The following is a 25,532-nucleotide window of genomic DNA, read 5'->3' as shown; positions in this document are numbered from 1 at the left end:
AACCTAAGCTGGACCAGGGGAAAGCCGCTAACTACTCACGAACGGACGTCAATGATGACTGTGCCTACACTCACCGGCCGGCCGCCGGCAGCTGCCCGCCGTCCGGGCTTGGCTGCACAACTGCTGCGCCGCAAGCCGATCGGCCAGATGGTCAGCGAGGCCGACAGCGGTCATGGCGGCACCAAGCTGGTCCGCAGCTTCGGGGTCCTGCAGCTGACCATGATCAGCGTCGGCGCCACGCTGGGAACCGGCATCCTGGTCATCCTTGGCGAGTCAGTGCCGCTGGCCGGCCCCGCCATCTGGATTTCGTTCGCCATCGCCGGACTCGCTGCCCTGCTCTCCGCCGTGTCCTACGCCGAAATGGCCGGCCTGGTCCCGGTGGCGGGCTCCAGCTACTCCTACACCTACGCCACGATGGGCGAAGGCATGGCCTGGATCTGCGGCTGGTGCCTCGTGCTGGAGTACGCGGTGTCGGTGGCCGCAGTAGCCGTCGGCGCAGGCCAGTACGTCAACGAGTCCCTCGCGGTGTTCGGGCAGGTCCTGCCGGACGCCATCTCGCAGCCGCCCGGGGACGGCGGCATCATGAACATCCCGGCTATGGTCATCGTGGTCCTCGCGACGATCCTGCTGGTCCGCGGGGCCAGGGAGAGCGCCTGGATCAACACCGCGATCGTGGTGATCAAGGTGGGCATCCTCCTCTTCTTCTGCGCCGTCGCATTCACGGCGTTCAACGCAGGCAACTTCGAGCCGCTGCTGCCGATGGGCGCGGCAGGCGTCTCGGCCGCGGCGTCGACGGTCTTCTTCTCCTACATCGGCTTCGACGCCGCCTCCACGGCCGGCGAGGAAGCGCGCAATCCCAAGCGGGACCTGCCGCGCGCCATCATGCTCTCCATGGCCATCGTCACCACCATCTACGTCCTCGTGGCTGTCGCTGCCATCGGCGCCCGCCCCTGGGGCTGGTTCGACGGCACCGAGGCCGCCCTGGTGAAAATCCTCGAGGAAACCACAGGCCAGCCGTGGATCGCCCTGGTCTTCGCCGTCGGCGCCGTGCTGGCCATCGCCAGCATCGTCCTGACCGTCCTCTACGGCCAGACCCGCATCCTGCTCTCCATGTCCCGCGACGGACTCATCCCCAGGATCTTCGGCCGCGTCTCTTCCCGCACCGGCACGCCGGTTTCCGGGACCGTGATCGTGGGCGTCCTCGTGGCGCTTACCGCAGGGCTGGTTCCGCTCGGTGACCTGGCGGACGCCACCAGCATCGGCACCCTGTTCGCCTTTGCCCTGGTGAACGTGGCCGTCATCTACCTGCGCCGCAACCGGCCCGAACTCAAGCGCACCTTCCGTGTGCCGCTGTTCCCGCTCACCCCCATCCTCGGCGCGCTTATGTGCGCCTACCTCATGGCCAACCTCGGCGCCGACACCTGGGCGGTCTTCGGCATCTGGATGCTGGTGGGCCTCGCAGCCTACTTCGGCTACGGCCGGAAGCACTCCAGGGTGGCGGCCCTGGGCCACGAGGAATACCGTGAACTGAGCGGGCGCGAAACTTCACCACTGTCCACCCCCGAACCGATGAAGGCAGACCTTTCATGACCATCGCCACCGAACTGCCGGCCAACAACCCCGCCACGGCACCCGGCGCTCAGGCCGCGGCCACCGCGGACCGGGCAGCCGACGCCCCGATCACCATGCTGAACCCGGACTTCCCGTTCAGCTACGACCAGTATCTCGCGCACCCGGACGGCCTCGGCTCGGTCCCGCCCGAGATGTACGGTACCCAAGTGGCGGTGGTCGGCGCCGGCCTGTCAGGCCTGGTCACGGCCTACGAACTGATGAAACTGGGCCTCCGGCCGGTCCTGTACGAGGCCGACCAGATCGGTGGCCGCCTCCGGACTGCCAGCTTCCCGTCAGCTCCCGGCGTGGTGGCGGACCTCGGCGGCATGCGGTTCCCGGTGTCCGGCAAGGCGTTTTACCACTACGTGGACCTGCTGGGCCTGCAGACCCAGGACTTCCCCAACCCGTTGGCCCCGGTCACCTCCAGCACAGTGATTGAACTGGCGGGCCAGAAGCACTACGCGAGCACGCCGGCGGACCTGCCGCCGTTCTTCCGTGAAGTGGCGGACGCATGGAAGGCGGCAGTGAACGACGGCGCCCGGTTCAGCGAGATGCAGGACGCCATCCGGGCGCGGGACACGGACCGGATCAAGGAGATCTGGAACGAGCTCCTGCCGTTGATGGACGAACAGACGTTCTACGGCTTCATCGCGGCCAGCGAGTCCTTCAAGGAGGCGGGCTTCGCGCACCGCGAGGCGTTCGGGCAGGTGGGCTTCGGCACCGGCGGCTGGGACACAGACTTCCCCAACTCCATCCTCGAGATCCTCCGTGTCGTCTATACCGACGCCGATGACCAGCACCGGCTCATTGCCGGGGGAGCGCAGCGGCTCCCCGAGGCACTGTGGCAGCACGCGCCGTCGGGCATGGCCCACTGGCCGGAAGGGACGTCACTGGCGTCGCTGCATTCAGGTTCCCCGCGGGGCGCCGTGGACCGCATCAGCCGGGACGCCAACGGCGACCTGCGCCTGCGCGAACGCTGGGGCCGGGAGGCGAGCTATCCCGCCGTCGTCACCACGTGCCAGTCATGGCTGCTGTCCACCCGGATCCACACCGAGGAGGCACTGTTCCCCGCGGAGCTGTGGACGGCGATCGAGCGCTCGCACTACATGCAGTCCTCCAAGACTTTCGTAATGGTGGACCGCCCGTTCTGGAAGGACACGGATCCGGAGACGGGCAGGGATGTGCTGTCCATGACCCTGACAGACCGGTTGAACCGCGCCACCTACCTGCTGGACGACGGTCCGGACAAGCCCGCCGTCATCCTGCTGTCCTACACCTGGAACGACGACGCGCTGAAATGGCTGGCGCTCGACGCGGACCAGCGGGTGGAGCTCATGCTGCATTCCCTGGAGCAGATCTACCCGGGGGTGGACATTGCCAGCCACATCATCGGCCAGCCCATCACCGTCTCCTGGGAAGCGGACCCCAACTTCATGGGCGCCTTCAAGGCGAACCTGCCCGGGCACTACCGCTACCAGCAGCGGCTGTTCACGCACTTCAAACAGGACAAGCTGCCGGAAGCCCAGCGCGGGATCTTCCTGGCCGGCGACGACGTATCCTTCACGGCCGGCTGGGCCGAGGGCGCCGTCACCACCGGCCTCAACGCGGTGTGGGGCGTGGTGAACCACCTGGGCGGCCGGTCAGCCGCCGGGAACCCGGGACCGGGCGAGCTGCTGGACGCACTGGGGCCGATCAGCCTGGACTAGCCGCCCCTGTGGTCGAGCTTGGCGAAACCCGGAAGCGGGCCTAGCCTGCGTGGAGTTCCCGGTGCGCCTGCGCCAGTTCGCGGTAGTGGGCGGCGTTGCGCTTCACGCCGTCGAACTCCTCGTCGGTGAGTTCACGGCGGACCTTCGCCGGGACGCCGGCCACCAGCGACCGGGGCGGGATGACGGTTCCTTCGAGGACCACGGCGCCGGCGGCCACCAGCGAGCCGGCGCCGATCACCGCACCGTTCAGGATGGTGGCGCTCATGCCGATGAGGCAGTCGTCCTCGACAGTGCAGCCGTGCACGACGGCGCTGTGGCCCACGCTGACGCGGGCCCCGACGCTGCACGGGAAGCCCGGGTCGGCGTGCAGCACAACATTGTCCTGCAGGTTGCTGCCCTCACCCACGGTGATGGCGGCGGTGTCGGCCCGCACGGAGACGCCGTAGAACGCGCTGGCGTCCGCGGCCAGGGTGGCGTTGCCGATCACGGAGGCGCTGGGGGCGACGAAGACTGAAGGGTGGACGTCCGGGCTGGTGCCGGCGAAAGGATAAAGAGGAGCCATGTGCCCAGCCTAGGACACTGCTCCGGCCGGCATTCGGAAGCAGGCCCCCCGGGCTGACTTTGTGGCCTAGTGACGCCGCCGACGGGTCTCACTACCATGGGGCCATGGAACTACGGGGTTTTGGCCCGTCAGGGCTTCAGCTGCAAGGACTTCACCTGCGGACGGAGGGTGGCGGAGGGCCCGGCCGGTTCCGCCGGCTGATGGGGCGGATTGAGCAGCTGGAGGCCCTTGACCCGGCCGTCAGTGCGGCCGAGCCGCCGGCCGGCCGCCTGGTCCAGAACAGGCGTCTTCGCAGCTTCCTGCACGGCGATGCAACCGGAATACCGCTGCACGGCATCCTGACCGACGCACCGTTTGGCGCGTGGTTCATGGCCATGTACCTGGACCTGTACTCCGACCCGGGGGCGCAGCGGGCGGCCACGCGGCTAGTCGGCCTTGGCGTCATCACCGCCGTTCCCACCGCATTATCGGGATGGGCCGAATGGTCCTTGGCCGGCCGCGGAACGAAGCGGGTCGGCATCGTCCATGCCGGGCTGAATGGCGCAGCAGTGCTGATCTTCGCAGGGTCCTGGGCCGCACGGCTCCGTGGCCGGCGCAAGCTCGGTGTCGGCCTGGCGCGGGTCGGGGCTCTCGTCTTGATGGCAAGCGCGATGCTCGGCGGCTACATGGGCAGCGCGCGGCGGGGTGCTTAGGACAGCGCACGGCCCCCAACTAGGTAGCAGCAGGTGTCGTTTTGAGGGCTCATAACGGCACCTGCTGCTACCTAGTTGGGCTGGGCACGGGGAGTGCGGAGGACCAGGAACTGGTAATGCTGCGTCCAATGGCCCGCACCCGGCCCGGACTCCGCGCCCGTGCCTTCCGGCCACGTCGTGAACTCCTCAATCCGGCCGTGCCGGCCGAAGATCCGTTGGAGAGTCCCGTCGCTCCGGCGGCTGAAAAAGCGCGGCGGCTGGATCTCGTCTTCGGGGTTGAGGACCTCCTCATCGTCACCGGACCAGAGCCCGACGGCGATCAGCGCTCCCGGCGCGGCCACCCGCACGAGTTCCCGGACGACGTCGTCGATGTCCTTGTTGGGGATATGCAACAGGGTGCTCATGGTCCACAGTGCCGGGAAGGCGCCGTCGGCGAAGGGCAGGCTCCTCACACTGGCGACCGAGACATTCAGTCCCTTGGACGTCGCCAGCCGCACCTGCTCTTCGGAGATGTCCACGCCCGTGTAGTGGACGCCGGCCTGGACGAACTTCAGCCCGTCAATGCCCGCGCCGGAGCCGATTTCCAGCACGGCGTGCCTGCCTTCAGCCTTCAGCCGCGCAATAAACCGCTCCCGCTGCTGCCCCCGCTGCGGAGTCAGGGGATGCTCAGGATAAAGTACAGCGCGCTGGTTGTAGAACGCGGCCAGCCGGTCCTCGCCGCTGAGCTCCGGGGCTCCGGGGTCCTCCCCAGCCGGGGCCACGTCCTGCCCGGACCCTAGTTGAAGACGACGGTGCGGTTGCCGTCCAGCAGCACGCGGTGCTCTGCGTGCCACTGGACGGCCTGGGCCAGGGTGCGGCCTTCCACATCGCGGCCCATCTGTACGAACTGTTCGGCCGTGCGCCGGTGGTCCACGCGGATGACTTCCTGTTCGATGATGGGCCCCTCGTCGAGGGCGGCAGTGACGTAGTGCGCCGTGGCGCCGATCAGCTTGACGCCGCGGGCATGGGCCTGGTGATACGGCCTGGCGCCTTTAAAGGACGGCAGGAAGGAGTGATGGATGTTGATGGCCTTGCCGGTGAGCTCGGTGCAGAGCTCGTTGGACAGGATCTGCATGTAGCGGGCCAGGACGGTCAGCTCGATGTCCTGCTCCGCGATGATCTGGCGCAGCTGGTCCTCGGCCTGGACCTTGGTGTCCGCAGTGACCGGGATGTAGTGGAAGGGAATGCCGTAGAACTCCGCCAGCCCGGCCAGGTCCTGGTGGTTGGACACGATGGCGGGGATCTCGATGGGCAGCGTGCCGGAGCGCTGCAGGAACAGGAGGTCGTTGAGGCAGTGCGCCGACTTGCTCGCCATCAGCAGCGTGCGGACCTTCCGGCCGGCGGGGTTGAGGCTCCACTCCATGCCGAAGGCCTCCGCCACGGGCTGCAGCGCGGCGTGGACTTCAGCCTGGGACGCGTCGGTGGTGGCTTCGACGCGCATGAAGAACGTGCCGGTGGCGTGGCTTCCGTACTGCTGCGAGTCCGTAATATTGCAGCCGGCCACGAGCAATGCTCCAGCCACGGCATGCACGATGCCGGGCCGGTCCGGGCAGGAAAGGGTCAGAACATAGGCGGAGTTCAGCTGGTCTTCAGTCACGAAGAACAGCCTACCCGCGCCGGAGGCCCCGTTCTCGACGGTATTCAGGCGGGATGCACACGGTATTCAGACGGTACCCGGGAAGGTTTTGATAGGCTTATCCGGTCGCAACTGGCGTTGGATGGCTAACCATCAGGGAGCGGCACTGACGAAGACCACGGATCGTACGCCTGGGCCGAGGGTCATGTTTTGCCGGCCGGCAGTTAACCGCTGCCGATCCTCTTCGAAGTCCTGCCCGCAACCGGGTTTCCCCTCACCGGGTTTCCCCGTAATCAAGGGGGCAGGGCAACGTCACAGCCGGTAGCCTGACCTTAGCAGCGCCCATCCCTAGCCAGGAGTTCCACGTGACCACTTCTCCGACTTCCGTTAGCACGTCCGCCACCGTCAGCAACCTGCCGCTGGCGGAGCTCGACCCCGAGATCGCCGCAGTACTGGACCAGGAGCTTGGCCGCCAGCGCGGCACCCTGGAAATGATCGCCTCGGAAAACTTCGCCCCGCGAGCCGTGATGGAAGCCCAGGGCTCCGTCCTGACCAACAAGTACGCCGAGGGCTACCCGGGCCGCCGCTACTACGGCGGCTGCGAATACGTGGACATCGCTGAGCAGCTGGCGATCGACCGGGTCAAGGACCTGTTCGGCGCAGAATACGCCAACGTCCAGCCGCACTCCGGCGCCCAGGCCAACGCCGCCGCACTGTCCGCCATGATCACCCCGGGTGACAAGATCCTGGGCCTGTCCCTGGCTCACGGCGGCCACCTGACGCACGGCATGAAGCTCAACTTCTCCGGCAAGCTCTACAACGTGGCTGCCTACCAGGTGGAGCAGGACAACTTCCGCATCGACATGGACAAGCTCCGCGAGCAGGCCATCGCCGAGAAGCCGCAGGTCATCATCGCCGGCTGGTCCGCCTACCCGCGTCACCTGGACTTCGCAGCCTTCCGCTCGATCGCCGATGAAGTCGGCGCGCTGCTCTGGACCGACATGGCCCACTTCGCCGGCCTGGTGGCCGCGGGCCTGCACCCGAGCCCGGTGCCGCACTCCGACGTCGTCACCTCCACGGTGCACAAGACCCTCGCGGGACCCCGCTCCGGCGTGATCCTGGCCAAGCAGGAATGGGCCAAGAAGCTCAACTCCAACGTCTTCCCGGGCCAGCAGGGCGGACCGCTCATGCACGTCATCGCTGCCAAGGCCGTTGCCTTCAAGATCGCCGGCACCGCTGAGTTCAAGGAACGGCAGGAGCGCGTCCTCGAGGGCGCCAAGATCATCGCCGACCGCCTGAACCAGGCTGACGTCGCAGAAGCCGGTGTCTCCGTGCTCACGGGCGGCACCGATGTGCACCTGGTCCTGGTGGACCTGCGCAACTCGCAGCTGGACGGCCAGCAGGCCGAGGACCTCCTGCACTCCGTGGGAATCACCGTGAACCGCAACGCCGTTCCGTTCGACCCCCGCCCGCCGATGGTCACCTCCGGCCTGCGTATCGGTACTCCCGCCCTGGCCACCCGCGGCTTCGGTGCCAACGAATTCACCGAGGTTGCCGAGATCATCGCCACCGCCCTGAAGGCCGGCTCCGCCACCGACATCGAAGCCCTGCAGGCCCGCGTGGACAAGCTTGCCGCCGACTTCCCGCTGTACCCGCAGCACGAACAGTGGTGAACCCGTCCATGGCGCAGACCGCGAAGATCCTTGACGGCAAGGCTGCTGCAGCCGCCATCAAATCCGAGCTGGCCGAGCGTGTCGCGGCCCTGAAGGCCCGCGGCGTCACCCCGGGCATTGCCACAGTGCTCGTGGGCGCGGACCCTGCCTCCCAGCTGTACGTGTCCATGAAGCACAAACAGTCGGTGGAGATCGGGATGAACTCGATCCAGCGTGAGCTTCCGGCCGATGCCACCCAGGCCCAGGTCGAGGCCCTCATTGACGAACTCAATGCGGACCCCGCCTGCCACGGGTACATCGTGCAGCTGCCGCTGCCCAAGCACCTGGACACCGACGCCATCCTCGAGCGGATCGACCCCGACAAGGATGCCGACGGCCTGCACCCGACCAACCTTGGCCGGCTGGTGCTCAATGTCAACGGCGAGATCACTTCGCCGCTGCCGTGCACGCCCCGCGGCGTCATCGAGCTCCTGGAGCGCAACGGCTACAACCTCTCCGGCAAGCACGTCGTGGTGGTTGGCCGCGGCGTCACGATCGGCCGCACGATCGGCCTGCTGCTCACCCGGCGGGCCGTGAACGCCACCGTCACGCTGACGCACACCGGCACCGAGAACCTTTCGGAGCTGCTGCGGCTGGCGGATGTCATCGTGGGCGCGGCGGGTGCCAAGCACATCGTCAAGGCTGCGGACGTGAAGCCGGGCGCGGCGCTGCTGGACGTCGGCGTCACCCGTGAAACCGATCCCGAGACGGGCAAGAGCAAGGTCCACGGCGACATCGATCCCGCCGCTGCCGAGGTGGCCGGCTGGATTTCGCCGAACCCCGGCGGCGTCGGTCCCATGACCGTGGCGCTGCTGATGACCAACGTGGTCGAAGCCGCGGAACGCAAACTGGCGGAACGCCACGCCGGCGTCGCCTGAGTTGCACGGAATGCAGACAGGGCGCCTACTCCCGCGGGAGTAGGCGCCCTGCGCCGTTAAGCGGACGACGCAGGTAGGCCGCCGCCGCTAGGCTCGGAGTATGCCGCGCCGATTCCAGGGTCCGCCCACTGCCTTCCTGGTGATCGCCGTGGCCGTTGTCCAGGTCGTGGGCACGATCTTCGCCGCTGCCCGGCAGCCCGACCACCGGCCCCTGGACGTCCTGGCTTTCGTGCTGCTGCTTGCCGGCCCGGCCGCGTTGTCCCTGCGCCGGCGCCGGCCCGCCGTGATGTTGCCTGCGGCTGCCGCGGCGACCATCCTCTACCTTGCCGCAGGCTACCCTTGGGGTCCTGTCCTGCTGTCCCTGGCACTGGCCATCGTCTTCTCGGCGGCCGCCGGACGACGCTGGCAGACCTGGACCGTGGCCGGGACCTGCGCGGCGGCGCTGGCTGCCTTTTTTATGGCCAGCGGGGACGAAGGCGCCCTGATCCGCGCCGTCGCCGGGACGTCCTGGCTGGTGATCCTGGTGCTGCTGGGGGAGGGCGCCCGGCTCCGCCACGAGCGCGTGGCCGAAAGGCGGCGGCAGCGCGAGTCCCGGGAGCAGGCAGCCCGGGACGAATACCGGCTCGCCCTGGCCAGGGATATCCATGACGTTGTGGCGCATTCCTTGTCCCTCATTAACGTCCGCGCATCGGTGGCCCTGCACCTGGGGGACCGCGACCCGGAACAGTTCCGTCCCGCCCTGGAGGCCATCAAAACGGCCAGCAAGGAGTCCCTGGACGAAGTCCGCCAGCTGCTGGGCGTGCTCCGGGACGACGCACCGCTGCGCCCGGCCGCGGGTCCCGGGTTGCGGAAACTGCCCGAGCTCGCCGAGAACGCGCGGCGCACGGGACTGGACGTGAAGCTGGACATCCGGACGGATCCGGACACCGGCGGGCCGCCCGCCGCAGCCGAAGAGGCCGCCTACCGCATCGTGCAGGAGGCCCTCACCAATGTGGTGAGGCACGCCGGGGCCGGCCGCGCCGCCGTCGTGGTTGACGTTCCCGCCGACGGGCCCGACGCCGGACGCCTCACCGTCACGGTCGACGACGACGGCCGCGGAGCCGCCGGGGCACCGGAAGGCAACGGCCTGCGGGGGATGCGGGAACGCGCCGCCGCGCTGGGCGGCACAGTACGGTTCCTGCCGCTCAACCCGGGTTGGCGGGTCCAGGCAGTGCTGCCGCTGGGCAGCCACCCCAACGACGGCGACCAGAACGGGGACCGGGCATGATCCGCATCCTGATCGCCGATGACCAGACCCTCATCCGGGCCGGATTCCGCGCACTCCTGGATGCCGAACCGGACATGGAGGTCGTGGCCGAATGCGGCACCGGCGACGACGCCGTGCGGCTCGCTGCACGCGAGAGGCCCGACGTGGTGCTGATGGACATCCGCATGCCGCAGGGCGACGGGCTCGGGGCGACGCGCAGGATCCTGGCCGATCCGACGCTTCCCTGGACACGGGTCATCATCCTCACCACCTTCGAGCTTGACGAGTACATCGCCGAGGCTGTGCGCGCCGGCGCCGCCGGCTTCCTGGTCAAGGACACCGAACCGGAGGAGCTGCTCCGCGCCGTGCGCGTAGTGCACGACGGCGACGCGCTCCTTTCGCCGTCAGTGACGCGCCGGATCATGGCCCAGCTGGCCCTGCAGCCCCGCGCGCCCGGCAAGCCGTCCGATGCCGTGCTGGACCGGATCACCGAACGCGAACGGGAAGTGCTCCGGCTGGTGGGGGAGGGACTGAACAACGCCGAGATTGCCGGGCGGCTTTTCATCACGCCGCTGACCGCCAAAACCCACGTCTCCCGGATCATGACCAAGCTGCAGGTACGTGACCGCGCGCAGCTGGTGGTGCTGGCTTATGAGTCGGGCCTGATCCGCCCGGGCTGGAGCAGCTGAGGACTCCCTGCTGCCTCCCCGGGTAGTAGGGCGCGTGCCCCAAGTGCCTCCCGCCGCCGGACGACGGCGCCGGGCGCCGAAACCAGACTTGAAGCGGAGCCGAAATCCGGCCCGTTGAAAGTCTGGAGCTGACATGTTGACTGCAATAAGCACTGCTTTTGGGACCGTCCCCGCCCATGCGCCGTGGTACGACGGCGGCTTCTCGCCCTGGTTCCTGCTGTTCCCGCTGTTCTGGATCCTGGTGATAGGCCTGTTGATTTTCGTTGCCCGGCGCACGTGGCGGACCAACCATCGCTGGGCCGCCCGCCAAGGCGGCGAAGGGGTGCTCCGGGAACGCTACGCCCGCGGGGAAATCGATGAAACGGAGTACCGACAGCGCCTGCAGGTCCTGCGCGGCGAGGAAAAGTAGGCGGGTTCCGGCGGCCCTGATGCCGGGTCGCCGGGTCCGCAGCCGGGGTGACAAAATCGAATGGATTTTTTGAGATCGAACTCTTTCTTTGTTCGAACGTGCGTACTAACGTTGGGTGAGTGCCTGAACTTGTGTCCAACGAAGAACTCTCACGCAACCAATCCAGCAGCCAGACCCAGGGCGACCAGATGCAGTACGTCATCACCGCCGAAAACCTCACCAAGACGTACGGCGACGTCACCGCCGTCGACGGCATTTCGTTCAGCGTTCCGGCCGGTGAGGCCTTCGGCCTGCTTGGCCCCAACGGTGCAGGCAAGTCCACCACCATGAAGATGATCGGCGGCGTCTCCCAGCGCACATCCGGAAGCCTGTCCATCATGGGGCTGGATCCGGAAAGCCATGGTCCCGAAGTCCGCGCCCACCTCGGTGTTGTGCCGCAGCAGGACAACCTCGACGAGGAACTCAGGGTCCGCGACAACCTCCTGGTCTACGGCCGCTACTTTGGCCTGCCCATGAGCTACCTCCGGCCCAAGGCCGATGAGCTGCTGGAGTTCGCCCAGCTGACGGACAAGGCGAAGTCCAAGGTGGATGCCCTCTCCGGCGGCATGAAGCGGCGGCTGACTATCGCGCGGTCGCTGATCAACGAACCCCGGATCCTCCTGCTGGACGAGCCCACCACGGGCCTCGATCCCCAGGCCCGGCACATCCTCTGGGACAGGCTGTTCCGGCTCAAGGAGCAGGGCGTCACACTCATCCTCACCACGCACTACATGGACGAGGCGGAACAGCTGTGCGACCGCCTCATCGTGGTGGACAAGGGGCGCATCATGGCCGAGGGCTCGCCGGCCAGCCTCATCCGCGAGTACTCCACCCGGGAAGTCCTGGAGCTCCGGTTTGGATCGGAACGCAACGCCACCATCGGCGCTGAGCTCGAAGGCATTGGCGAACGGCTGGAGACGCTTCCGGACCGGGTGCTGATTTATGCGCACGACGGCGAGGCGGCCCTCGAGCAGGTGTCCGCCCGCGGCCTCCGTCCGGTCACGTCGCTGGTGCGGCGGTCGTCCCTGGAGGATGTCTTCCTCCGCCTCACCGGCAGGAGCCTCGTTGACTGAGCAGCCTTTGCCGTCGGTCGCGGACGCCGGCAGCCGCGGACCTGGCATGCTGCGCGCCCATTCGCCTGCCGTGTCAGCGGCCCGCGCCCGCCGCTGGGGAGCCTTCTACTATGCGGAGCAGGTCCTCCGCGTCATGAAGAGCTACGGCTGGACCATCGTGATGTACGGCGTGGGCCAGCCCGTGGCCTACCTGTTCGCCATGGGGGTGGGACTGGCCACCCTGGTGGACACCAACAGCGGCACTGCCTTCGGCGGGGTCAGCTACCTCGCCTTCATCGCCCCGGCGCTGCTGATCTCTGCCGCGGTCATGACCGCCGCCAACGAATTCACGTTCCCGGTGATGGACGGTTTCAAGTGGCGGCGGGTGTACTACGGGCCGCACGCGTCCCCGCTCACGCCTGAGCAAATCGCCGCGGGCCACATCATGGCCGTGACCCTCAGGTTCCTGCTGCAGTCCGCCATTTACTTCGCGGTGGTGGCGCTTTTCGGTGCGTCACCCAGCGGCTGGGGCTGGGTGTCCGTACTCGTGGCCACCCTCGCCGGGCTCTCCTTCGGCCTGCCGCTGATGGCATACGCCGCCTCCATCAAGGAGGACAAGGGCCAGTTCGCCATGGTGATGAGGTTCATTGTGACCCCCTTGTTCCTGTTCTCCGGAACGTTCTTCCCGCTTGATTCCCTGCCGCTCGTGGTGCGCTGGATCGGCTGGATCTCTCCGATCTGGCACGGCACCGAGCTGGGCCGTGTCTTCAGCTACGGCTATGACGAGTCGCCGCTGCTGACCATCCTGCACATCGTGTTCCTGGTCGGCCTCGCCGTCGCGGGATGGATGCTGACAAAACGCCAGTTCGTCAGGAGGCTGGGGCAATGAGCGTCCTGTCTCAAAGTCACAACCCGGGCGGCCACAGCGTGACCGAGGCGGCGCGGAACCGCCGTTTCGGGCCGATGTACTCCCGGAACGTCAGGGCGGTCATTGCCCGCGGGCTGATGGCAACGAAGAGCAGCAACTGGATGGTGATGCTCTCGGGCTTCTTCGAGCCGGTGCTGTACCTGATCTCGATGGGGGTGGGACTGGGCGCCATCGTGGGCGCCGTCCAAGGACCCGGCGGCCAGGAAATCAGCTACGCCGCCTACATTGCTCCGGCGCTCCTGGCCGTGTCCGCGATGAACGGCGCCGTGTACGACTCCACCTGGAACGTCTTCTTCAAGATGAACTTCGCCAAGCTGTACCAGGGAATGCTCTATACGTCGCTGGGCCCCCTGGACGTGGCCATGGGGGAGATCTTCCTGGCGTTGCTGCGGGGCCTGCTGTACGCGACCGGATTCACCGCAGTCATGGGCGTTATGGGACTGATCACCACGCCATGGGCCATCCTCATGATTCCGGCCTCGGTGCTGATCGCCTTCGGTTTCGCGAGTTTCGGCATGGGGATCACGAGCTTCATGAAGACCTTCCAGCAGATGGACTGGATCAACTTCGTGATGCTGCCGATGTTCCTCTTCAGTGCCACGTTCTACCCGCTCAGCGTCTACCCGCAGTCCATCCAGTGGCTGATCCAGGCGATGCCGCTGTGGCACGGTGTGGAGCTGCTCCGGCAGATCAGCGTGGGCATCTTCACCCCTGCCACGGCGATCCACGTAGGGTACTACCTGGTGATGATCGTGCTGGGGGTCATGCTCACGGCCGGCCGCCTGCGCAAGCTGTTCCTGAAATAACGTTCGCCCGGGGTGGAAGCGTCCATTTTCCGGCTCCGGCGTTTGAGACAATGGACCCATGCGAACTTTGGGTAACCCTCACTCTGCGTCCAACCCGGCCAAGGGCGGGTTCTCCATGCTGCGGATCAGCGGTCCGGGAATGATGGTGTTTGTCGTCGCCTTCGTTGTCGCCGTCATCTTCGCCGCCAACCAGAACGACGTCGTGGGCTGGGTGGTGGCGATCATCGCCGGCTTCTGGCTCGCGCTGGCAGCGTTCGTCGTTTTCAGCATCCAGAAGGCCGCCAAGAAGGCGACCGCCAAACTCAACGAAGCGCAGAACGCCTTCAACGCAGCCACCGGCCGGGCGCCGTCGTCCGGCAGCGCCGATCACGGCGGCACCCGTCTGGTGCGGTCGCGCAGCGAGGCCGACGAAGTCCGGGACATGAAGCTGGACCATTCCTTCAAGATCGTCCAGGTCCAGGTGCGCGTCGTCGAGCAGGAACGGGCCAAGGGCGAAGCCTCGGACCATGACACCATCCGCCGCGCACTGGAGACCATCGAAATCACGGCCACCAACGCCAGGGACATGATCAAGTCCTCCGGTGGCGCTGACGAACCCGTCAGCGGAACCATCATCGACTAGAGTGGAGCGGGTGATCTCGGCATTGAAGAAGGACCACCTTCGTATCGCATCAGTCAACGTCAACGGCCTCCGCGCCGCCTACCGGAACGGCATGGCGGAGTGGCTTGAGCCGCGCGATGTGGACATCCTCTGCTTGCAGGAGGTCAGGGCACCGGACAAGATCGTCCGCGAACTCCTGGGCGACGGCTGGTTCATCCTGCACGAGGAAGCCGAGGCCAAGGGCCGCGCGGGCGTGGCCATTGCGTCCCGTGAGGAACCGCTGGCTACCCGTTCCCACATCGGCGACGATTACTTTGCCACCGCCGGACGCTGGGTCGAAGCGGATTTCCGCGTCAGGGATGCCGCCGGAGCTGCCACCCAGTTGACGGTCGTGAGCGCCTATGTTCACTCCGGTGAGGCCGGGACCCCGAAGCAGGACGACAAATTCCGGTTCCTGGACGTCATGACCAGCCGCCTTCCGGAGCTGGCAAAGCACAGCGACCACGCCCTCGTGGTGGGTGACCTGAACGTCGGCCACACGGAGCTGGATATCAAGAACTGGAAGGGCAATGTGAAGCGCGCCGGCTTCCTCCCGGAGGAACGCGCCTACTTTGACCGCTTCTTTGGCGATGAGATCGGATGGAGGGATGTCCACAGGGGCCTGGCGGGAAACGTAGAAGGCCCCTACACCTGGTGGTCCCAGCGCGGCAAGGCCTTTGACACCGACACAGGCTGGCGCATCGACTACCACATGGCCACCCCCGCCCTCGCTGCTGCTGCATTTTCGGCAGTGGTGGACCGGGCGCCGTCATGGGACACCCGCTTCTCCGACCACGCCCCGCTGGTAGTGGACTACCAGCTCTAAGCCCGAAGGTTTTTCTCACAATGACTAGCTCGACTACCCCGGTGACCAAGAAGCGCATCCTTTCAGGTGCCAAGCCCACGGCGGACTCCCTGCATCTGGGCAACTACATTGGCGCCGTCCGCAACTGGGTTGACATGCAGGCCGAATACGACGCTGTCTTCTTCATTCCCGACCTCCACGCCATCACCGTGGATTTCGAACCGGTAGAGCTGGCCAAACGCACCCGCGTAGTGGCGGCCCAGTACATTGCGGCCGGGATCGACCCGGACAAAAGCATCTTCTTCGTCCAGTCGCATGTCCCCGAGCACGCCCAGCTCGCCTGGGCACTGAACTGCATCACCGGCTTTGGCGAGGCCTCCCGGATGACGCAGTTCAAGGACAAGACCCAGAAGTCGGGAACGGAGTCCGCAACACTGGGCCTGTTCGCCTACCCGACCCTGATGGCCGCGGACATCCTGCTGTACCAGACCGACCTCGTCCCGGTCGGCGAGGACCAGCGTCAGCACCTGGAGCTGACCCGAAACCTGGCCCAGCGCTTCAACACCCGCTTTGGCCAGACCTTCACGGTGCCTGAGGCCACCATCCTCAAGGCCACTGCCAAGATCTACGACCTCCAGAGCCCGACTGCCAAGATGTCGAAAACAGGCGGCTCGCCGCACGGATCCATCCAGCTCCTGGAGGATCCCAAGATCGCCGCGAAACGCATCAAGTCCGCCGTGACGGACACCGGAACGGACATCCGCTTCGACGCCGAAGCCAAGCCCGGCGTCTCCAACCTGCTCACCATCTATTCGACGCTGACGGGGAAGTCCGTGGCCGAGCTTGAGGCGGAATACCAGGGCAAGATGTACGGCCACCTCAAGAAGGACCTGGCCGACGTCATGGTGGACTTCATCACGCCCCTCCGGGACCGCACCAATGAACTTATGGCGGACCCGGCCGAGCTGGACAGGCTCCTGGCCCAGGGTGCCGAACGTGCCCGCGAAATCGCCTCCGTGACCCTCGGCCAGGTCTACGAGCGCATGGGCTTCCTGCCGTCCCTGAGCCTTGCAGGAGTCCGCTAGCCCCATGTCGTCCGCCAGCAAAGTCACTGCAAACGAAAACTCCCCTGCCTACCGCGGCGAGGGAAGATTCGTTGACGCCGATGATAACGCTGCCAAGGTCCGGGGCACTGAACCGGGTAGCCGCGAGGCCAGGACCGACGGGATGAGCGTCGGCGTCATCCTGGGGTTCCCGCCGGACATTGCCGAGGAACTGCGGCGCTGGCGGGCCTCTTTCGGGGACCCCATGGCCGGCGTCATCCCCGCGCACATCACGCTGGTCACCACCACCCCCACCAGGGACTGGGAAGCCACCCGATGCCACGTCCGCGAAATCGCGCGCAGGCAGGAGCCGTTTACCGTCACCATTGCGGGGACCGGCTCCTTCCGGCCGGTGTCCCCGGTGGTCTTCCTGAAGGTTGAAGACGGTTTTGGTGACTGCGTGAAGCTGCACGAACAGCTGCAGACCGGGCCGCTGGAACGGGAACTGCCTTTTGCCTACCACCCGCATGTGACCATTGCCCACGATGTTGCGCCGGAGAGCCTGGATGAGGCCGAAACGGTGCTGAAGGATTACCGGGCCACCTTCCCTGTGGTTAGCATGGGGCTGTACGAGCATGACATCAATGGCATTTGGCAGCTACGGGAAGAACTCGACTTTGGTATCGAAACTGACCACCCCCGAGGCGCGACCGGCCCCGACGGTGCAGGCAGCACAGGCGGCGCAGGCCGGGAATAATCCTCCGCTGCCCACGGAGCGCGCCCGGCTGAAGCTGGAAGTGAGCCGGAAGAAGGTCGAGTGGAGCAAGGCGCGCCGGTCAGGCGCCGGCCCTGTGGCCGGCCTGATGGCAATGTTCCAATGGCTGCTGGCACGGCTGAATGCCTTCCGTCCCATGCGCGCGTTCCAGCACTACAACCTGCAGCACGGGCCCCTCATGGCGGCCGGCATCGGTTTCAACATGTTCTTCTCCATCACCGGCCTGCTGGCCACCGGCTTTTCCGTGGCGGGGCTACTGTTGAGCGGCCAACCGGCGCTGCTTGACCGGATCGTCAGCAGCGTGGCGGCAAGCGCACCGGGTCTGGTAAAGGTTGACGGCGGCGACGGGCTGGTGGACCCGCAGGACCTGCTGAACCCTGCCGGCCTTGGCTGGACCGCGGTCATCGCTGCCGTCGTCACCATCGTGACCTCCCTTGGCTGGATAGCCGGAGTCCGGGAGGGCCTGCGGGGCGTGATGCAACTCGGTCCGCTGAAGATGAATCCGGTAGTCCAGAAGCTGCGGGACACCGGCACGTTGCTGCTGCTTGGCGTTGCGCTGGTGCTCAGCGCCGGCGCCTCCCTGATTTTCGGTACCGCAGCGGGATGGGTCACCGAGCAGCTGCAGTTGGATCCGGTGATGGCCTGGCCGCTGACCACGGCCATCAAGGTGGGCGTACCGCTCGCGTTGGGCTGGGTCACCGCACTGATCATGTTCCGGCTCGCGGCGGGGCTGAAACTTAGCCGGCAGGCGCTGTTGGAAGGAACCGTCCTGTCGGCTGTGGGTACCACCGTGCTGCAGATCTTCAGCACGGAGTTGCTTGCAAACGCCGGCCGCAACCCGATTCTGGCGCCGTTTGCGATCATCATTGGGCTGCTCATCTGGTTCAACCTGGTCAGCCAGGTCTACCTGGTCTCCGCGGCATGGTCCGCCATCCGCGACGAAGACCTGAAGAACGCCCCCGCAGCGAAGGCAACTGCCGGCTGGGGTTCGCGCCAGGTCCAGCCGGGTAAGACGCCGGTGGAGCGGGACCGGAAGGCTGCTAGCGTCCGGCGTCGAGGTACTGATCGGCCCACGCGGAAATAATCTTCGCGGCACGGGCGGCCTGGCCCTTGCCGGTCAGCAGGTGATCGCTGCCTTCCAGCGAGACGAAGCTGCGCGGGTGCCGGGCCGTCTGGAAGATGGTGCTGGCGTTCTCGATCCCCACGGTGTTGTCCGTGGGGGAGTGCAGCACCATCAGGGGTTTGTGCAACCGCTTGATGCAGTCGGTCAGGTCCGCGTTCTCCAGGTCCTCGACGAAGTGCCGGCGGATCTCCACGCGTTTGCCGCCGAGGTCCACTTCCGCGCTGCCTTCACTCAGGATCCGGTCCAGGGCCGCGTCAAAGACGTGGGCCACGTGCTTGGGCGAGAACGGCGCCCCCACGGTGGCCACAGCGTCGAGCTCCGGGATCTCCTTGGCTGCCGCCAGGACGGCGGCGCCGCCGAAGGAATGGCCCACCAGCAGGGAGACCGGCTTGCCTTCGGCCCGCATGAACTCAGCCGCCTTGACCGTGTCGGCCACCTTGTGGCTGAACGAGCCCTCGGACCAGTACCCGGCGGAATCGCCCAGGCCCAGGTTGTCGAAGCGCAGCATCCCCACACCGTTGTCAGCCAGCGCCTTGCACATCCGGGACGCCGACGGGCTGTCCTTGCCCAGCGTAAACCCGTGCGAGAACACACCCCAGCCCTTCACCGGTCCTTCCGGGACATCGATGATGCCGGAGAGCAATTCGCCGGTGGATCCTTCGAAGCTGACTTTTTCGGAGCGGGACATGGGGGACCTTTTCGTTTGGTGCCAGTAGATGGCCGTGAAACCACGACGGCGCCCCCACCTTAAAGGTGAGAGGCGCCGTCGTCGTACTTCTTTTGGTTCCGGTGGTGCTAGATCTTGCGGGACAGGATTGCCTGCTTGACTTCGGCAATGGCCTGCGTGACCTGGATGCCGCGGGGGCATGCCTCGGTGCAGTTGAAGGTGGTGCGGCAGCGCCACACGCCTTCCTTGTCGTTGAGGATCTCCAGGCGCATGTCGCCGGCGTCATCGCGGGAATCGAAGATGAAGCGGTGGGCGTTGACGATCGCTGCCGGGCCGAAGTACTGGCCGTCGGTCCAGAACACCGGGCAGGAGGACGTGCACGCGGCGCAGAGGATGCACTTGGTGGTGTCGTCGAAGCGCTCACGGTCCTCGGCGGACTGCAGGCGTTCCTTGGTGGGCTCGTGGCCCTTGTTGATCAGGAACGGCATGACTTCACGGAAGGACTGGAAGAACGGCTCCATGTCCACGATCAGGTCCTTCTCCACCGGCAGGCCCTTGATGGGCTCGACGGTGATGGGCTTGGTCGTGTCCAGGTCCTTCAGCAGGGTCTTGCACGCGAGGCGGTTGCGGCCGTTGATGCGCATGGCATCGGAACCGCAGACGCCGTGGGCGCAGGACCGGCGGAAGGAGACGCTGCCGTCAATTTCCCACTTGACCTTGTGCAGGGCATCCAGCACGCGGTCGGTGCCGTACATGGTCACCTTGAAGTCGTCCCAGGTGGCGTCCTCGGAAACTTCGGGGTTGTAGCGGCGCACGCGGAGGGTGACGTCGAACGTCGGAATCTCTCCGCCGCCTCCAATGTGTGCGGGCAGTTCGATCTTTGAGGCTGGCTCAGCAAGTTCGGCGGACATCTTAGTACTTCCTCACCATCGGCTCGTAGCGGGTAAAGACAACCGGTTTGGTGGCCAGGCGGATACCGGCAATTGCTTCTGCAGAGCCGTCAGCCGGGGCGTGGTCGTCCTTGTACGCCATGGAGTGCTTCATGAATTTTTCGTCGTCGCGGTCCGGGAAGTCCTCGCGGAAGTGTCCGCCACGGGACTCTTCACGGTGCAGGGCGGCAACCGTCATGACCTTGGCCAGTTCCAGCAGGAAGCCCAGCTCAACGGCCTCGAGGAGGTCCAGGTTGAAGCGCTTGCCCTTGTCCTGGACGCTGATGTTCTTGTACCGCGCCTCGAAGGACTCGATGTCCCTGAGGACCTGGTTCAGCGTGTCTGCGGTGCGGAACACCTGCATGTTGGCGTCCATGGTGTCCTGGAGTTCCTTGCGGATCACAGCCACCTTTTCGTCGCCGGTGCCGTTGCGGGCGATGTCCAGCAGTTCGATGGTGTACGCCTCCGGGTCGGCCGGGAGCTCCACGAAGTCAGCGGTCTTGGCGTACTCCGCAGCGGCGATGCCGGCGCGCTTGCCGAACACGTTGATGTCCAGCAGCGAGTTGGTGCCCAGGCGGTTGGAGCCGTGGACCGAAACACAGGCCACTTCACCGGCCGCGTAGAGGCCCGGCACCACGGTGTCGTTGTCCTGCAGGACTTCGGTGGTGATGTTCGTGGGGATGCCGCCCATGGCGTAGTGCGCCGTCGGGAACACCGGGACCGGCTCCGTGTACGGCTCCACACCGAGGTAGGTGCGGGCGAACTCGGTGATGTCCGGCAGCTTGGCATCGATGTGCGCAGGCTCGAGGTGGGTCAGGTCAAGGAGCACATAGTCCTTGTTCGGTCCACAGCCGCGGCCCTCGCGGACTTCGTTGGCCATGGAGCGGGCCACGATGTCACGGGGTGCAAGGTCCTTGATGGTGGGGGCGTAGCGCTCCATGAAGCGTTCACCCTCGGAGTTGCGCAGGATGGCGCCTTCGCCGCGGGCGGCTTCAGAAAGCAGGATGCCCAGCCCGGCAAGGCCGGTCGGGTGGAACTGGAAGAACTCCATGTCCTCCAGGGGGATGCCGCGGCGGAACGCGATGCCCATGCCGTCGCCGGTCAGGGTGTGCGCGTTGGAGGTGGTCTTGAAGACCTTTCCTGCGCCGCCTGAGGCGAACACCACGGACTTGGCCTGGAACACATGCAGTTCGCCCGAAGCAAGGTCGTAGGACACGACGCCGGCAACACGCTTCTGCTTGTAGGGCGTGCCGTCTTCGCGGACCGCGTCCTCTTCAACCGTCAGGAGGTCCAGGACGTAATACTCGTTGTAGAACTCCACGTTGTGCTTGACGCAGTTTTGGTACAGCGTCTGCAGGATCATGTGGCCTGTGCGGTCAGCCGCATAGCATGCCCGGCGGACCGGGGCCTTGCCGTGGTCGCGGGTGTGGCCGCCGAAGCGGCGCTGGTCAATCCGTCCTTCCGGCGTGCGGTTGAACGGAAGACCCATCTTTTCCAGGTCCAGCACGGCGTCGATGGCTTCCTTCGCCATGACCTCGGCGGCGTCCTGGTCCACCAGGTAGTCGCCGCCCTTAATGGTGTCGAACGTGTGCCACTCCCAGTTGTCTTCCTCGACATTGGCCAGTGCTGCACACATGCCACCCTGCGCCGCACCGGTGTGCGAGCGGGTGGGGTAGAGCTTGGTCAGTACTGCTGTGCGCGCGCGCTGACCGGATTCGATCGCGGCGCGCATGCCAGCGCCACCGGCACCGACGATGACGACGTCGTACTTATGGACCTGCATACCAGATGCTCTTTCTCTCAAAATTCGCTATAGAACCACGGGCGGGCGGAGCCCGCACCGTAAAACCGTTGACCCGCGCTTGCGGGCACAGCTGATCCCCGGGGAAAGGGAAGGTGCCGTTAGGCTGCGGGGCAGAAGCCGCCGGGCAGCGGGATCCCGTTGACGTCCACCGGGCACGGGTTGAAGGTGAAGATCACCAGGGTGCCCAGGATGATGATGACGGTTGTTGCGGCGTAGAGGACGATCTTCAGCCAGAAGCGGGTGGAATCCTTCTCGGCGTAGTCGTTGATGATGGTGCGGACGCCGTTGGTGCCGTGCAGCATGGCCAGCCAGAGCATGGCCAGGTCCCAGAACTGCCAGAACGGATCGGCCCACTTGCCGGCCACGAAACCGAAGTCAATGGCGTGGATGCCTTCGCCCACCAGGAGGTTAACGAACAGGTGCCCGAAGATCAGGACCACCAGGACAACGCCTGAAAGCCGCATGAACAGCCAGGCCGCCATTTCGAAGTTGCCCTTGGAGGCACCGCTGCGGCGGTACTTGGGGGCAATCAGGCCTGCGCCCGGCTTCGCGCCGTCTTTTCCGCTGCGGGGACTCTGAATGGTTGCAGTCATGGCTTAGTGACCTCCAAAGGCGAGGGAAAGGTGGCGGATGGAGAAGCCCACCATGACGATGACCCAGAGGATCAGGACCGTCCACAGCATCTGGCGCTGGTACTTCGCGCCCTTCTTCCAGAAGTCGACGGCGATGATCCGCAGGCCGTTGAAGGCATGGAAAACGATCGCTGCGACGAGGCCCGTTTCACCCAGGGCCATCAGGGGGTTCTTGTAGGCGCCGATCACGGCGGTGTATGCCTCTGGGGACACGCGCACCAATGAGGTGTCCAGCACATGGACCAACAAGAAGAAAAAAATCACTACACCTGTAATGCGGTGTCCAACCCAGGACCACATGCCTTCACGGCCGCGGTACAAGGTGCCAGCTGGTTTTGTCGGCACTGAATAAACCTCCCTGCAACACAGCGGCGCTGGCATGGGATCCACGCGGGGGGAACGCCTGCTGCGAGAGCACTCGTAAGCTCAAGCCTAAATCTAGGCTTCGCTCACAGCTTATTCAATTCAGGAACTTGTAGGTGACGCCTCCCCGCGCGGTTTTTGCGCATTTTTGAGACGAACGCCACATTGTGGCCTCCGCGGGGGCGCGGAGGGGCAGCGTCTGCCGGTATCCGCGCGGTGGTCGGCTAAAGTAGGCCGTGATGACTACAGACATAGTGACAAGCCGGAATTCACCGCTGGACCGTTTTATTGCGGTAATTCCTGCAGGCGGAGTGGGGACCCGCCTCTGGCCCCTGTCACGTGCAGCAGCCCCGAAATTTCTACACGACCTCACCGGTTCAGGCAGCACGCTGTTGCGGGCCACTTACGACCGCCTGGAGCCGCTTGCCGGTAAGGGCGTGCTGGTTGTAACCGGCGTGGCCCACCGGAGCGCGGTGTGCGGCCAGCTTCCCGAGGTCGAGGAATCCAACCTCGTGCTGGAAAGCGAGCCCAAGGACTCCGGCGCGGCCATCGGCCTTGCGGCGGCCATCCTGTACCAGCGGGATCCGGAAACCATCATGGGTTCCTTCGCGGCGGACCAGGTGATCAGCCCGGACGACCTCTTCCAGGATGCCGTGCGTGAGGCCATCTACACGGCTGCGTCCGGCAAGATCGTCACCATCGGCATCAAGCCCACGCACCCGTCCACCGGGTTCGGCTACATCCGTGCGGGCCAGAAGCTGGCCGTCGAGAACGCCCCGAGTGCGCAGGCCGTGGTGGAGTTTGTCGAAAAGCCCAGCGAGGACGTCGCCCAGCAGTATGTCGACAGCGGAGAGTACGTCTGGAACGCGGGGATGTTCGTCGCGCCGGTTTCGCTCATGCTGAAGCACCTCGAGCAGAACCAGCCGGAACTCTTCAAGGGGCTCACGGAGATCGCGCAGGCCTGGGACACGGATGAACGTGACGAGGTCACGGCCCGCGTCTGGCCCACCCTTCCGAAGATCGCCATCGACTACGCGGTGGCGGAGCCCGCCGCGGCGGCCGGGGACGTCGCCGTCGTGCCTGGCGCTTTCCGTTGGGACGACGTCGGGGACTTCGCCTCCGTGGGCCGGCTCAACAGTGCCAGGGAGGTGGACGATGTCACCGTTCTTGGCGAAGGTGCCCGCGTGTTCACCGAAAACGCCAGCGGCGTGGTGGTGACGGACACCAAACGCGTCATTGCACTGATCGGCATCAAGGACGTGGTCATCGTTGACACGCCGGATGCCCTGCTGGTGACCACCATGGCGAACTCCCAGCGGGTCAAAGCCGCCGTGGACGCGCTCAAGGCCAGCGGCGACACCGACGTCCTCTAAACCGGCCGCCAGCTTCGGCTCAGCCCAGGTCTTCCCGGCAGTGCGGGAACACCTGGGCTGAGCCTTTTCAGGCACGGGAGCCGGCTCCCGGATCCGTAACCTCCGACACTGATGCTGGTATTCGGAGCAGCCTCGCTAGAGTTGTTTCGTGCGCAATTACACTACTGAAGCCGAGCCCACCGCCCTCGTGGGGCCGTGGCTGGAGCCGCTGCTGCCGGAACTGATCGATTTCCGCCGTGACCTCCATGCGCATCCGGAGCTGTCCTTCAAGGAGTTCCGGACCACGAACAAGCTGGCAGACCGGCTCGAAGCGGCAGGGCTCAAGCCCCGCCGGCTCGAAGGCACGGGCCTCACGGTCGACGTCGGCGAAGGTCCCATTGCCACGGCACTGCGCGGCGATATCGACGCCCTTCCCATCATTGAGGAAACAGGTCTGCCGTTCGCCTCCAAGAACCACGGCGTCACCCATGCCTGCGGCCACGATGTCCACACCACCACCATGCTCGGTATCGCGCTGGTGCTGCACCGCATGCACCAGGAATCCCCGCTGGGCGGCACGGTCCGGATCATTTTCCAGCCGGCCGAGGAAACCATGCCCGGCGGAGCGCATTCCTGCATCGAGCAGGGCGTGCTCGAGGGCGTGCCGCGCATCTTGGCACTGCACTGCGATCCGCGCATCGACGTGGGCAAGATCGGGACCCGGATCGGTGCCATCACGTCGGCCTCGGACACCATCAGGATCGAGCTTTCCGGGCGCGGCGGCCACACCTCCCGGCCGCATCTGACCGAGGACCTCGTCTTCGCGCTGGCGCAGATCGCCGTCAACGTCCCGGCCGTCCTCTCGCGCCGGGTGGATGTCCGTAGCGGCGTCTCCGTCGTCTGGGGGCACATTTCGGCCGGCTCGGCACCCAATGCCATTCCCGGCACGGGCTACATGGCAGGGACCATGCGGTGCCTGGACCGCGACGCCTGGCACAGCGCAGGCGAACTCCTGGATGAAGTGGTTCACCAGGTGGCGGCGCCCTACAACGTGGACGTCCGGCTGGAGCACACCCGCGGCGTTCCGCCCGTGGTTAATTCCGAGCATGAAACCGCGCTCATCGAAGCAGCAGCCCGCGCCGAGATCGCCGAAAGTGCCGTAGTGCTTACGCCCCAGTCCATGGGCGGGGAGGATTTCGCCTGGTTCCTGGCCGAGCTGCCCGGTGCCATGATGCGGCTGGGCACCAAAACGCCCGGCGGCGAGGAATACGACCTTCACCGCGGCGACTACATCCTGGACGAGCGTGCACTGGGCTACGGCATCCAGGTCCTGACCGCGGCAGCACTCCGCACCATCCGCGACCTCTAAGCCCACCCTCAAAGCGCGAACGGACACTTACGCCCCACCCTTCAAGCGCGAACGTACAGTTGAGGCCCCGACCCCGGGGCCTCAA

Annotated in this window: 26 protein-coding genes; 18 read left to right on the top strand and 8 right to left on the bottom strand. The window is 66.1% G+C overall.

Going from position 1 to position 25,532, the window contains the following annotated elements; all coding sequences use genetic code 11:
- Positions 1–54 precede the first annotated feature (54 nt).
- A complete protein-coding gene (locus AC6JAC_RS16310) occupies positions 55–1,590 on the top strand; it encodes an amino acid permease (protein ID WP_497965448.1) in 1,536 nt (511 codons plus the stop codon).
- Positions 1,587–3,317 carry a flavin monoamine oxidase family protein gene (locus tag AC6JAC_RS16305; RefSeq protein WP_497965446.1) on the top strand — a complete coding sequence of 577 codons (1,731 nt, stop codon included), beginning with the start codon at positions 1,587–1,589 and terminating at the stop codon, positions 3,315–3,317. Before AC6JAC_RS16310 ends, AC6JAC_RS16305 begins: the two co-directional genes overlap by 4 nt.
- A gap of 40 nt (positions 3,318–3,357) precedes the next feature.
- Here the strand turns inward: AC6JAC_RS16305 and AC6JAC_RS16300 are convergent, their stop codons facing one another.
- The gene (locus AC6JAC_RS16300; RefSeq protein ID WP_028270509.1) at positions 3,358–3,879 is read right to left on the bottom strand and encodes a gamma carbonic anhydrase family protein; all 522 of its coding nucleotides are present in this window, start codon (positions 3,877–3,879) and stop codon (positions 3,358–3,360) included.
- Positions 3,880–3,983: 104 nt separating this feature from the next.
- Between AC6JAC_RS16300 and AC6JAC_RS16295 the strand changes: the two genes are divergently transcribed.
- Positions 3,984–4,571 carry a DUF2231 domain-containing protein gene (locus AC6JAC_RS16295; protein WP_497965444.1) on the top strand — a complete coding sequence of 196 codons (588 nt, stop codon included), beginning with the start codon at positions 3,984–3,986 and terminating at the stop codon, positions 4,569–4,571.
- 71 nt (positions 4,572–4,642) lie between these two features.
- Here the strand turns inward: AC6JAC_RS16295 and AC6JAC_RS16290 are convergent, their stop codons facing one another.
- Positions 4,643–5,332 carry a class I SAM-dependent methyltransferase gene (locus tag AC6JAC_RS16290; protein ID WP_497965442.1) on the bottom strand — a complete coding sequence of 230 codons (690 nt, stop codon included), beginning with the start codon at positions 5,330–5,332 and terminating at the stop codon, positions 4,643–4,645.
- A gap of 14 nt (positions 5,333–5,346) precedes the next feature.
- A complete protein-coding gene (purU, locus tag AC6JAC_RS16285) occupies positions 5,347–6,207 on the bottom strand; it encodes a formyltetrahydrofolate deformylase (protein WP_497965440.1) in 861 nt (286 codons plus the stop codon).
- Positions 6,208–6,551: 344 nt separating this feature from the next.
- Here purU and glyA point away from each other — a divergent pair, with 344 nt between their 5' ends.
- From glyA to AC6JAC_RS16220, 13 genes are all read left to right on the top strand, one after another.
- Positions 6,552–7,859 carry a serine hydroxymethyltransferase gene (gene glyA, locus AC6JAC_RS16280; protein ID WP_028270505.1) on the top strand — a complete coding sequence of 436 codons (1,308 nt, stop codon included), beginning with the start codon at positions 6,552–6,554 and terminating at the stop codon, positions 7,857–7,859.
- 8 nt (positions 7,860–7,867) lie between these two features.
- Entirely contained in the window at positions 7,868–8,776 is a 909-nt protein-coding gene (locus AC6JAC_RS16275) for a bifunctional methylenetetrahydrofolate dehydrogenase/methenyltetrahydrofolate cyclohydrolase (RefSeq protein WP_497965437.1), read from the top strand.
- A gap of 100 nt (positions 8,777–8,876) precedes the next feature.
- A complete protein-coding gene (locus AC6JAC_RS16270; protein WP_497965435.1) occupies positions 8,877–10,043 on the top strand; it encodes a sensor histidine kinase in 1,167 nt (388 codons plus the stop codon).
- Entirely contained in the window at positions 10,040–10,711 is a 672-nt protein-coding gene (locus AC6JAC_RS16265) for a response regulator (RefSeq protein ID WP_497965433.1), read from the top strand. Before AC6JAC_RS16270 ends, AC6JAC_RS16265 begins: the two co-directional genes overlap by 4 nt.
- Before the next feature lie 133 nt (positions 10,712–10,844).
- Positions 10,845–11,120 (top strand): SHOCT domain-containing protein, encoded by a 276-nt coding sequence (locus AC6JAC_RS16260; protein WP_051628801.1) that lies wholly within the window; start codon positions 10,845–10,847, stop codon positions 11,118–11,120.
- A 188-nt stretch (positions 11,121–11,308) separates the two neighbouring features.
- Complete coding sequence (locus AC6JAC_RS16255) at positions 11,309–12,232, top strand: ABC transporter ATP-binding protein (protein ID WP_028270502.1); 924 nt, start codon at positions 11,309–11,311, stop codon at positions 12,230–12,232.
- Between the two features lie 46 nt (positions 12,233–12,278).
- Positions 12,279–13,100, top strand: coding sequence for an ABC transporter permease (locus AC6JAC_RS16250; protein ID WP_051628815.1), 822 nt, complete (start codon positions 12,279–12,281; stop codon positions 13,098–13,100).
- Entirely contained in the window at positions 13,097–13,945 is an 849-nt protein-coding gene (locus AC6JAC_RS16245; protein ID WP_454697930.1) for an ABC transporter permease, read from the top strand. The genes AC6JAC_RS16250 and AC6JAC_RS16245 overlap by 4 nt, the downstream gene beginning before the upstream one ends.
- Before the next feature lie 58 nt (positions 13,946–14,003).
- A complete protein-coding gene (locus AC6JAC_RS16240; protein ID WP_454697931.1) occupies positions 14,004–14,567 on the top strand; it encodes a hypothetical protein in 564 nt (187 codons plus the stop codon).
- A 10-nt stretch (positions 14,568–14,577) separates the two neighbouring features.
- Complete coding sequence (locus AC6JAC_RS16235; protein ID WP_497965430.1) at positions 14,578–15,411, top strand: exodeoxyribonuclease III; 834 nt, start codon at positions 14,578–14,580, stop codon at positions 15,409–15,411.
- Between the two features lie 20 nt (positions 15,412–15,431).
- Positions 15,432–16,475 carry a tryptophan--tRNA ligase gene (gene trpS, locus AC6JAC_RS16230; RefSeq protein WP_497965428.1) on the top strand — a complete coding sequence of 348 codons (1,044 nt, stop codon included), beginning with the start codon at positions 15,432–15,434 and terminating at the stop codon, positions 16,473–16,475.
- Positions 16,476–16,617: 142 nt separating this feature from the next.
- Positions 16,618–17,190 carry a 2'-5' RNA ligase family protein gene (locus AC6JAC_RS16225; RefSeq protein WP_156037098.1) on the top strand — a complete coding sequence of 191 codons (573 nt, stop codon included), beginning with the start codon at positions 16,618–16,620 and terminating at the stop codon, positions 17,188–17,190.
- 106 nt (positions 17,191–17,296) lie between these two features.
- Positions 17,297–18,292, top strand: coding sequence for a YihY/virulence factor BrkB family protein (locus AC6JAC_RS16220; RefSeq protein ID WP_347893836.1), 996 nt, complete (start codon positions 17,297–17,299; stop codon positions 18,290–18,292).
- Here AC6JAC_RS16220 and AC6JAC_RS16215 read toward each other — a convergent pair.
- The 5 genes from AC6JAC_RS16215 to sdhC all read right to left on the bottom strand — a co-directional run bounded on the left by AC6JAC_RS16215 (position 18,249) and on the right by sdhC (position 22,708).
- Complete coding sequence (locus AC6JAC_RS16215; RefSeq protein WP_028270494.1) at positions 18,249–19,019, bottom strand: alpha/beta hydrolase family protein; 771 nt, start codon at positions 19,017–19,019, stop codon at positions 18,249–18,251. The two genes, AC6JAC_RS16220 and AC6JAC_RS16215, sit on opposite strands and share 44 nt — an antisense overlap.
- Positions 19,020–19,126: 107 nt before the next feature.
- On the bottom strand, positions 19,127–19,909 hold the full coding sequence (locus tag AC6JAC_RS16210) for a succinate dehydrogenase iron-sulfur subunit (RefSeq protein ID WP_028270493.1): 783 nt from the start codon (positions 19,907–19,909) through the stop codon (positions 19,127–19,129).
- A gap of 1 nt (position 19,910) precedes the next feature.
- The gene (gene sdhA, locus AC6JAC_RS16205) at positions 19,911–21,710 is read right to left on the bottom strand and encodes a succinate dehydrogenase flavoprotein subunit (protein ID WP_028270492.1); all 1,800 of its coding nucleotides are present in this window, start codon (positions 21,708–21,710) and stop codon (positions 19,911–19,913) included.
- Positions 21,711–21,829: 119 nt separating this feature from the next.
- Positions 21,830–22,324, bottom strand: a complete 495-nt coding sequence (locus AC6JAC_RS16200) for a succinate dehydrogenase hydrophobic membrane anchor subunit (RefSeq protein WP_028270491.1) — start codon at positions 22,322–22,324, stop codon at positions 21,830–21,832.
- A 3-nt stretch (positions 22,325–22,327) separates the two neighbouring features.
- Positions 22,328–22,708 (bottom strand): succinate dehydrogenase, cytochrome b556 subunit, encoded by a 381-nt coding sequence (sdhC, locus tag AC6JAC_RS16195; protein WP_081818859.1) that lies wholly within the window; start codon positions 22,706–22,708, stop codon positions 22,328–22,330.
- 257 nt (positions 22,709–22,965) lie between these two features.
- Here sdhC and AC6JAC_RS16190 point away from each other — a divergent pair, with 257 nt between their 5' ends.
- Complete coding sequence (locus AC6JAC_RS16190) at positions 22,966–24,099, top strand: mannose-1-phosphate guanylyltransferase (protein WP_028270489.1); 1,134 nt, start codon at positions 22,966–22,968, stop codon at positions 24,097–24,099.
- Positions 24,100–24,247: 148 nt separating this feature from the next.
- The gene (locus AC6JAC_RS16185) at positions 24,248–25,447 is read left to right on the top strand and encodes an amidohydrolase (RefSeq protein WP_028270488.1); all 1,200 of its coding nucleotides are present in this window, start codon (positions 24,248–24,250) and stop codon (positions 25,445–25,447) included.
- The last annotated feature ends 85 nt before the right edge of the window (positions 25,448–25,532 follow it).

Source organism: Arthrobacter sp. KUASC02 (genome assembly GCF_059739395.1).
Note: the sequence above shows the minus strand (reverse complement) of the source record. Positions and strands in the feature narration are given on the sequence as shown.

What these genes read in the sequence shown, in the direction of transcription:
- AC6JAC_RS16310 (WP_497965448.1), top strand. Translation starts at nt 55, where the DNA reads ATGACTGTGCCTACACTCACCGGCCGGCCGCCGGCAGCTGCCCGCCGT.
- AC6JAC_RS16305 (WP_497965446.1), top strand. Translation starts at nt 1,587, where the DNA reads ATGACCATCGCCACCGAACTGCCGGCCAACAACCCCGCCACGGCACCC.
- AC6JAC_RS16300 (WP_028270509.1), bottom strand. Translation starts at nt 3,879, where the DNA reads ATGGCTCCTCTTTATCCTTTCGCCGGCACCAGCCCGGACGTCCACCCT.
- AC6JAC_RS16295 (WP_497965444.1), top strand. Translation starts at nt 3,984, where the DNA reads ATGGAACTACGGGGTTTTGGCCCGTCAGGGCTTCAGCTGCAAGGACTT.
- AC6JAC_RS16275 (WP_497965437.1), top strand. Translation starts at nt 7,868, where the DNA reads ATGGCGCAGACCGCGAAGATCCTTGACGGCAAGGCTGCTGCAGCCGCC.
- AC6JAC_RS16270 (WP_497965435.1), top strand. Translation starts at nt 8,877, where the DNA reads ATGCCGCGCCGATTCCAGGGTCCGCCCACTGCCTTCCTGGTGATCGCC.
- AC6JAC_RS16265 (WP_497965433.1), top strand. Translation starts at nt 10,040, where the DNA reads ATGATCCGCATCCTGATCGCCGATGACCAGACCCTCATCCGGGCCGGA.
- AC6JAC_RS16260 (WP_051628801.1), top strand. Translation starts at nt 10,845, where the DNA reads ATGTTGACTGCAATAAGCACTGCTTTTGGGACCGTCCCCGCCCATGCG.
- AC6JAC_RS16255 (WP_028270502.1), top strand. Translation starts at nt 11,309, where the DNA reads ATGCAGTACGTCATCACCGCCGAAAACCTCACCAAGACGTACGGCGAC.
- AC6JAC_RS16250 (WP_051628815.1), top strand. Translation starts at nt 12,279, where the DNA reads ATGCTGCGCGCCCATTCGCCTGCCGTGTCAGCGGCCCGCGCCCGCCGC.
- AC6JAC_RS16245 (WP_454697930.1), top strand. Translation starts at nt 13,097, where the DNA reads ATGAGCGTCCTGTCTCAAAGTCACAACCCGGGCGGCCACAGCGTGACC.
- AC6JAC_RS16240 (WP_454697931.1), top strand. Translation starts at nt 14,004, where the DNA reads ATGCGAACTTTGGGTAACCCTCACTCTGCGTCCAACCCGGCCAAGGGC.
- trpS (WP_497965428.1), top strand. Translation starts at nt 15,432, where the DNA reads ATGACTAGCTCGACTACCCCGGTGACCAAGAAGCGCATCCTTTCAGGT.
- AC6JAC_RS16225 (WP_156037098.1), top strand. Translation starts at nt 16,618, where the DNA reads ATGAGCGTCGGCGTCATCCTGGGGTTCCCGCCGGACATTGCCGAGGAA.
- AC6JAC_RS16220 (WP_347893836.1), top strand. Translation starts at nt 17,297, where the DNA reads ATGGCAATGTTCCAATGGCTGCTGGCACGGCTGAATGCCTTCCGTCCC.
- AC6JAC_RS16215 (WP_028270494.1), bottom strand. Translation starts at nt 19,019, where the DNA reads ATGTCCCGCTCCGAAAAAGTCAGCTTCGAAGGATCCACCGGCGAATTG.
- AC6JAC_RS16210 (WP_028270493.1), bottom strand. Translation starts at nt 19,909, where the DNA reads ATGTCCGCCGAACTTGCTGAGCCAGCCTCAAAGATCGAACTGCCCGCA.
- sdhA (WP_028270492.1), bottom strand. Translation starts at nt 21,710, where the DNA reads ATGCAGGTCCATAAGTACGACGTCGTCATCGTCGGTGCCGGTGGCGCT.
- AC6JAC_RS16200 (WP_028270491.1), bottom strand. Translation starts at nt 22,324, where the DNA reads ATGACTGCAACCATTCAGAGTCCCCGCAGCGGAAAAGACGGCGCGAAG.
- AC6JAC_RS16190 (WP_028270489.1), top strand. Translation starts at nt 22,966, where the DNA reads ATGACTACAGACATAGTGACAAGCCGGAATTCACCGCTGGACCGTTTT.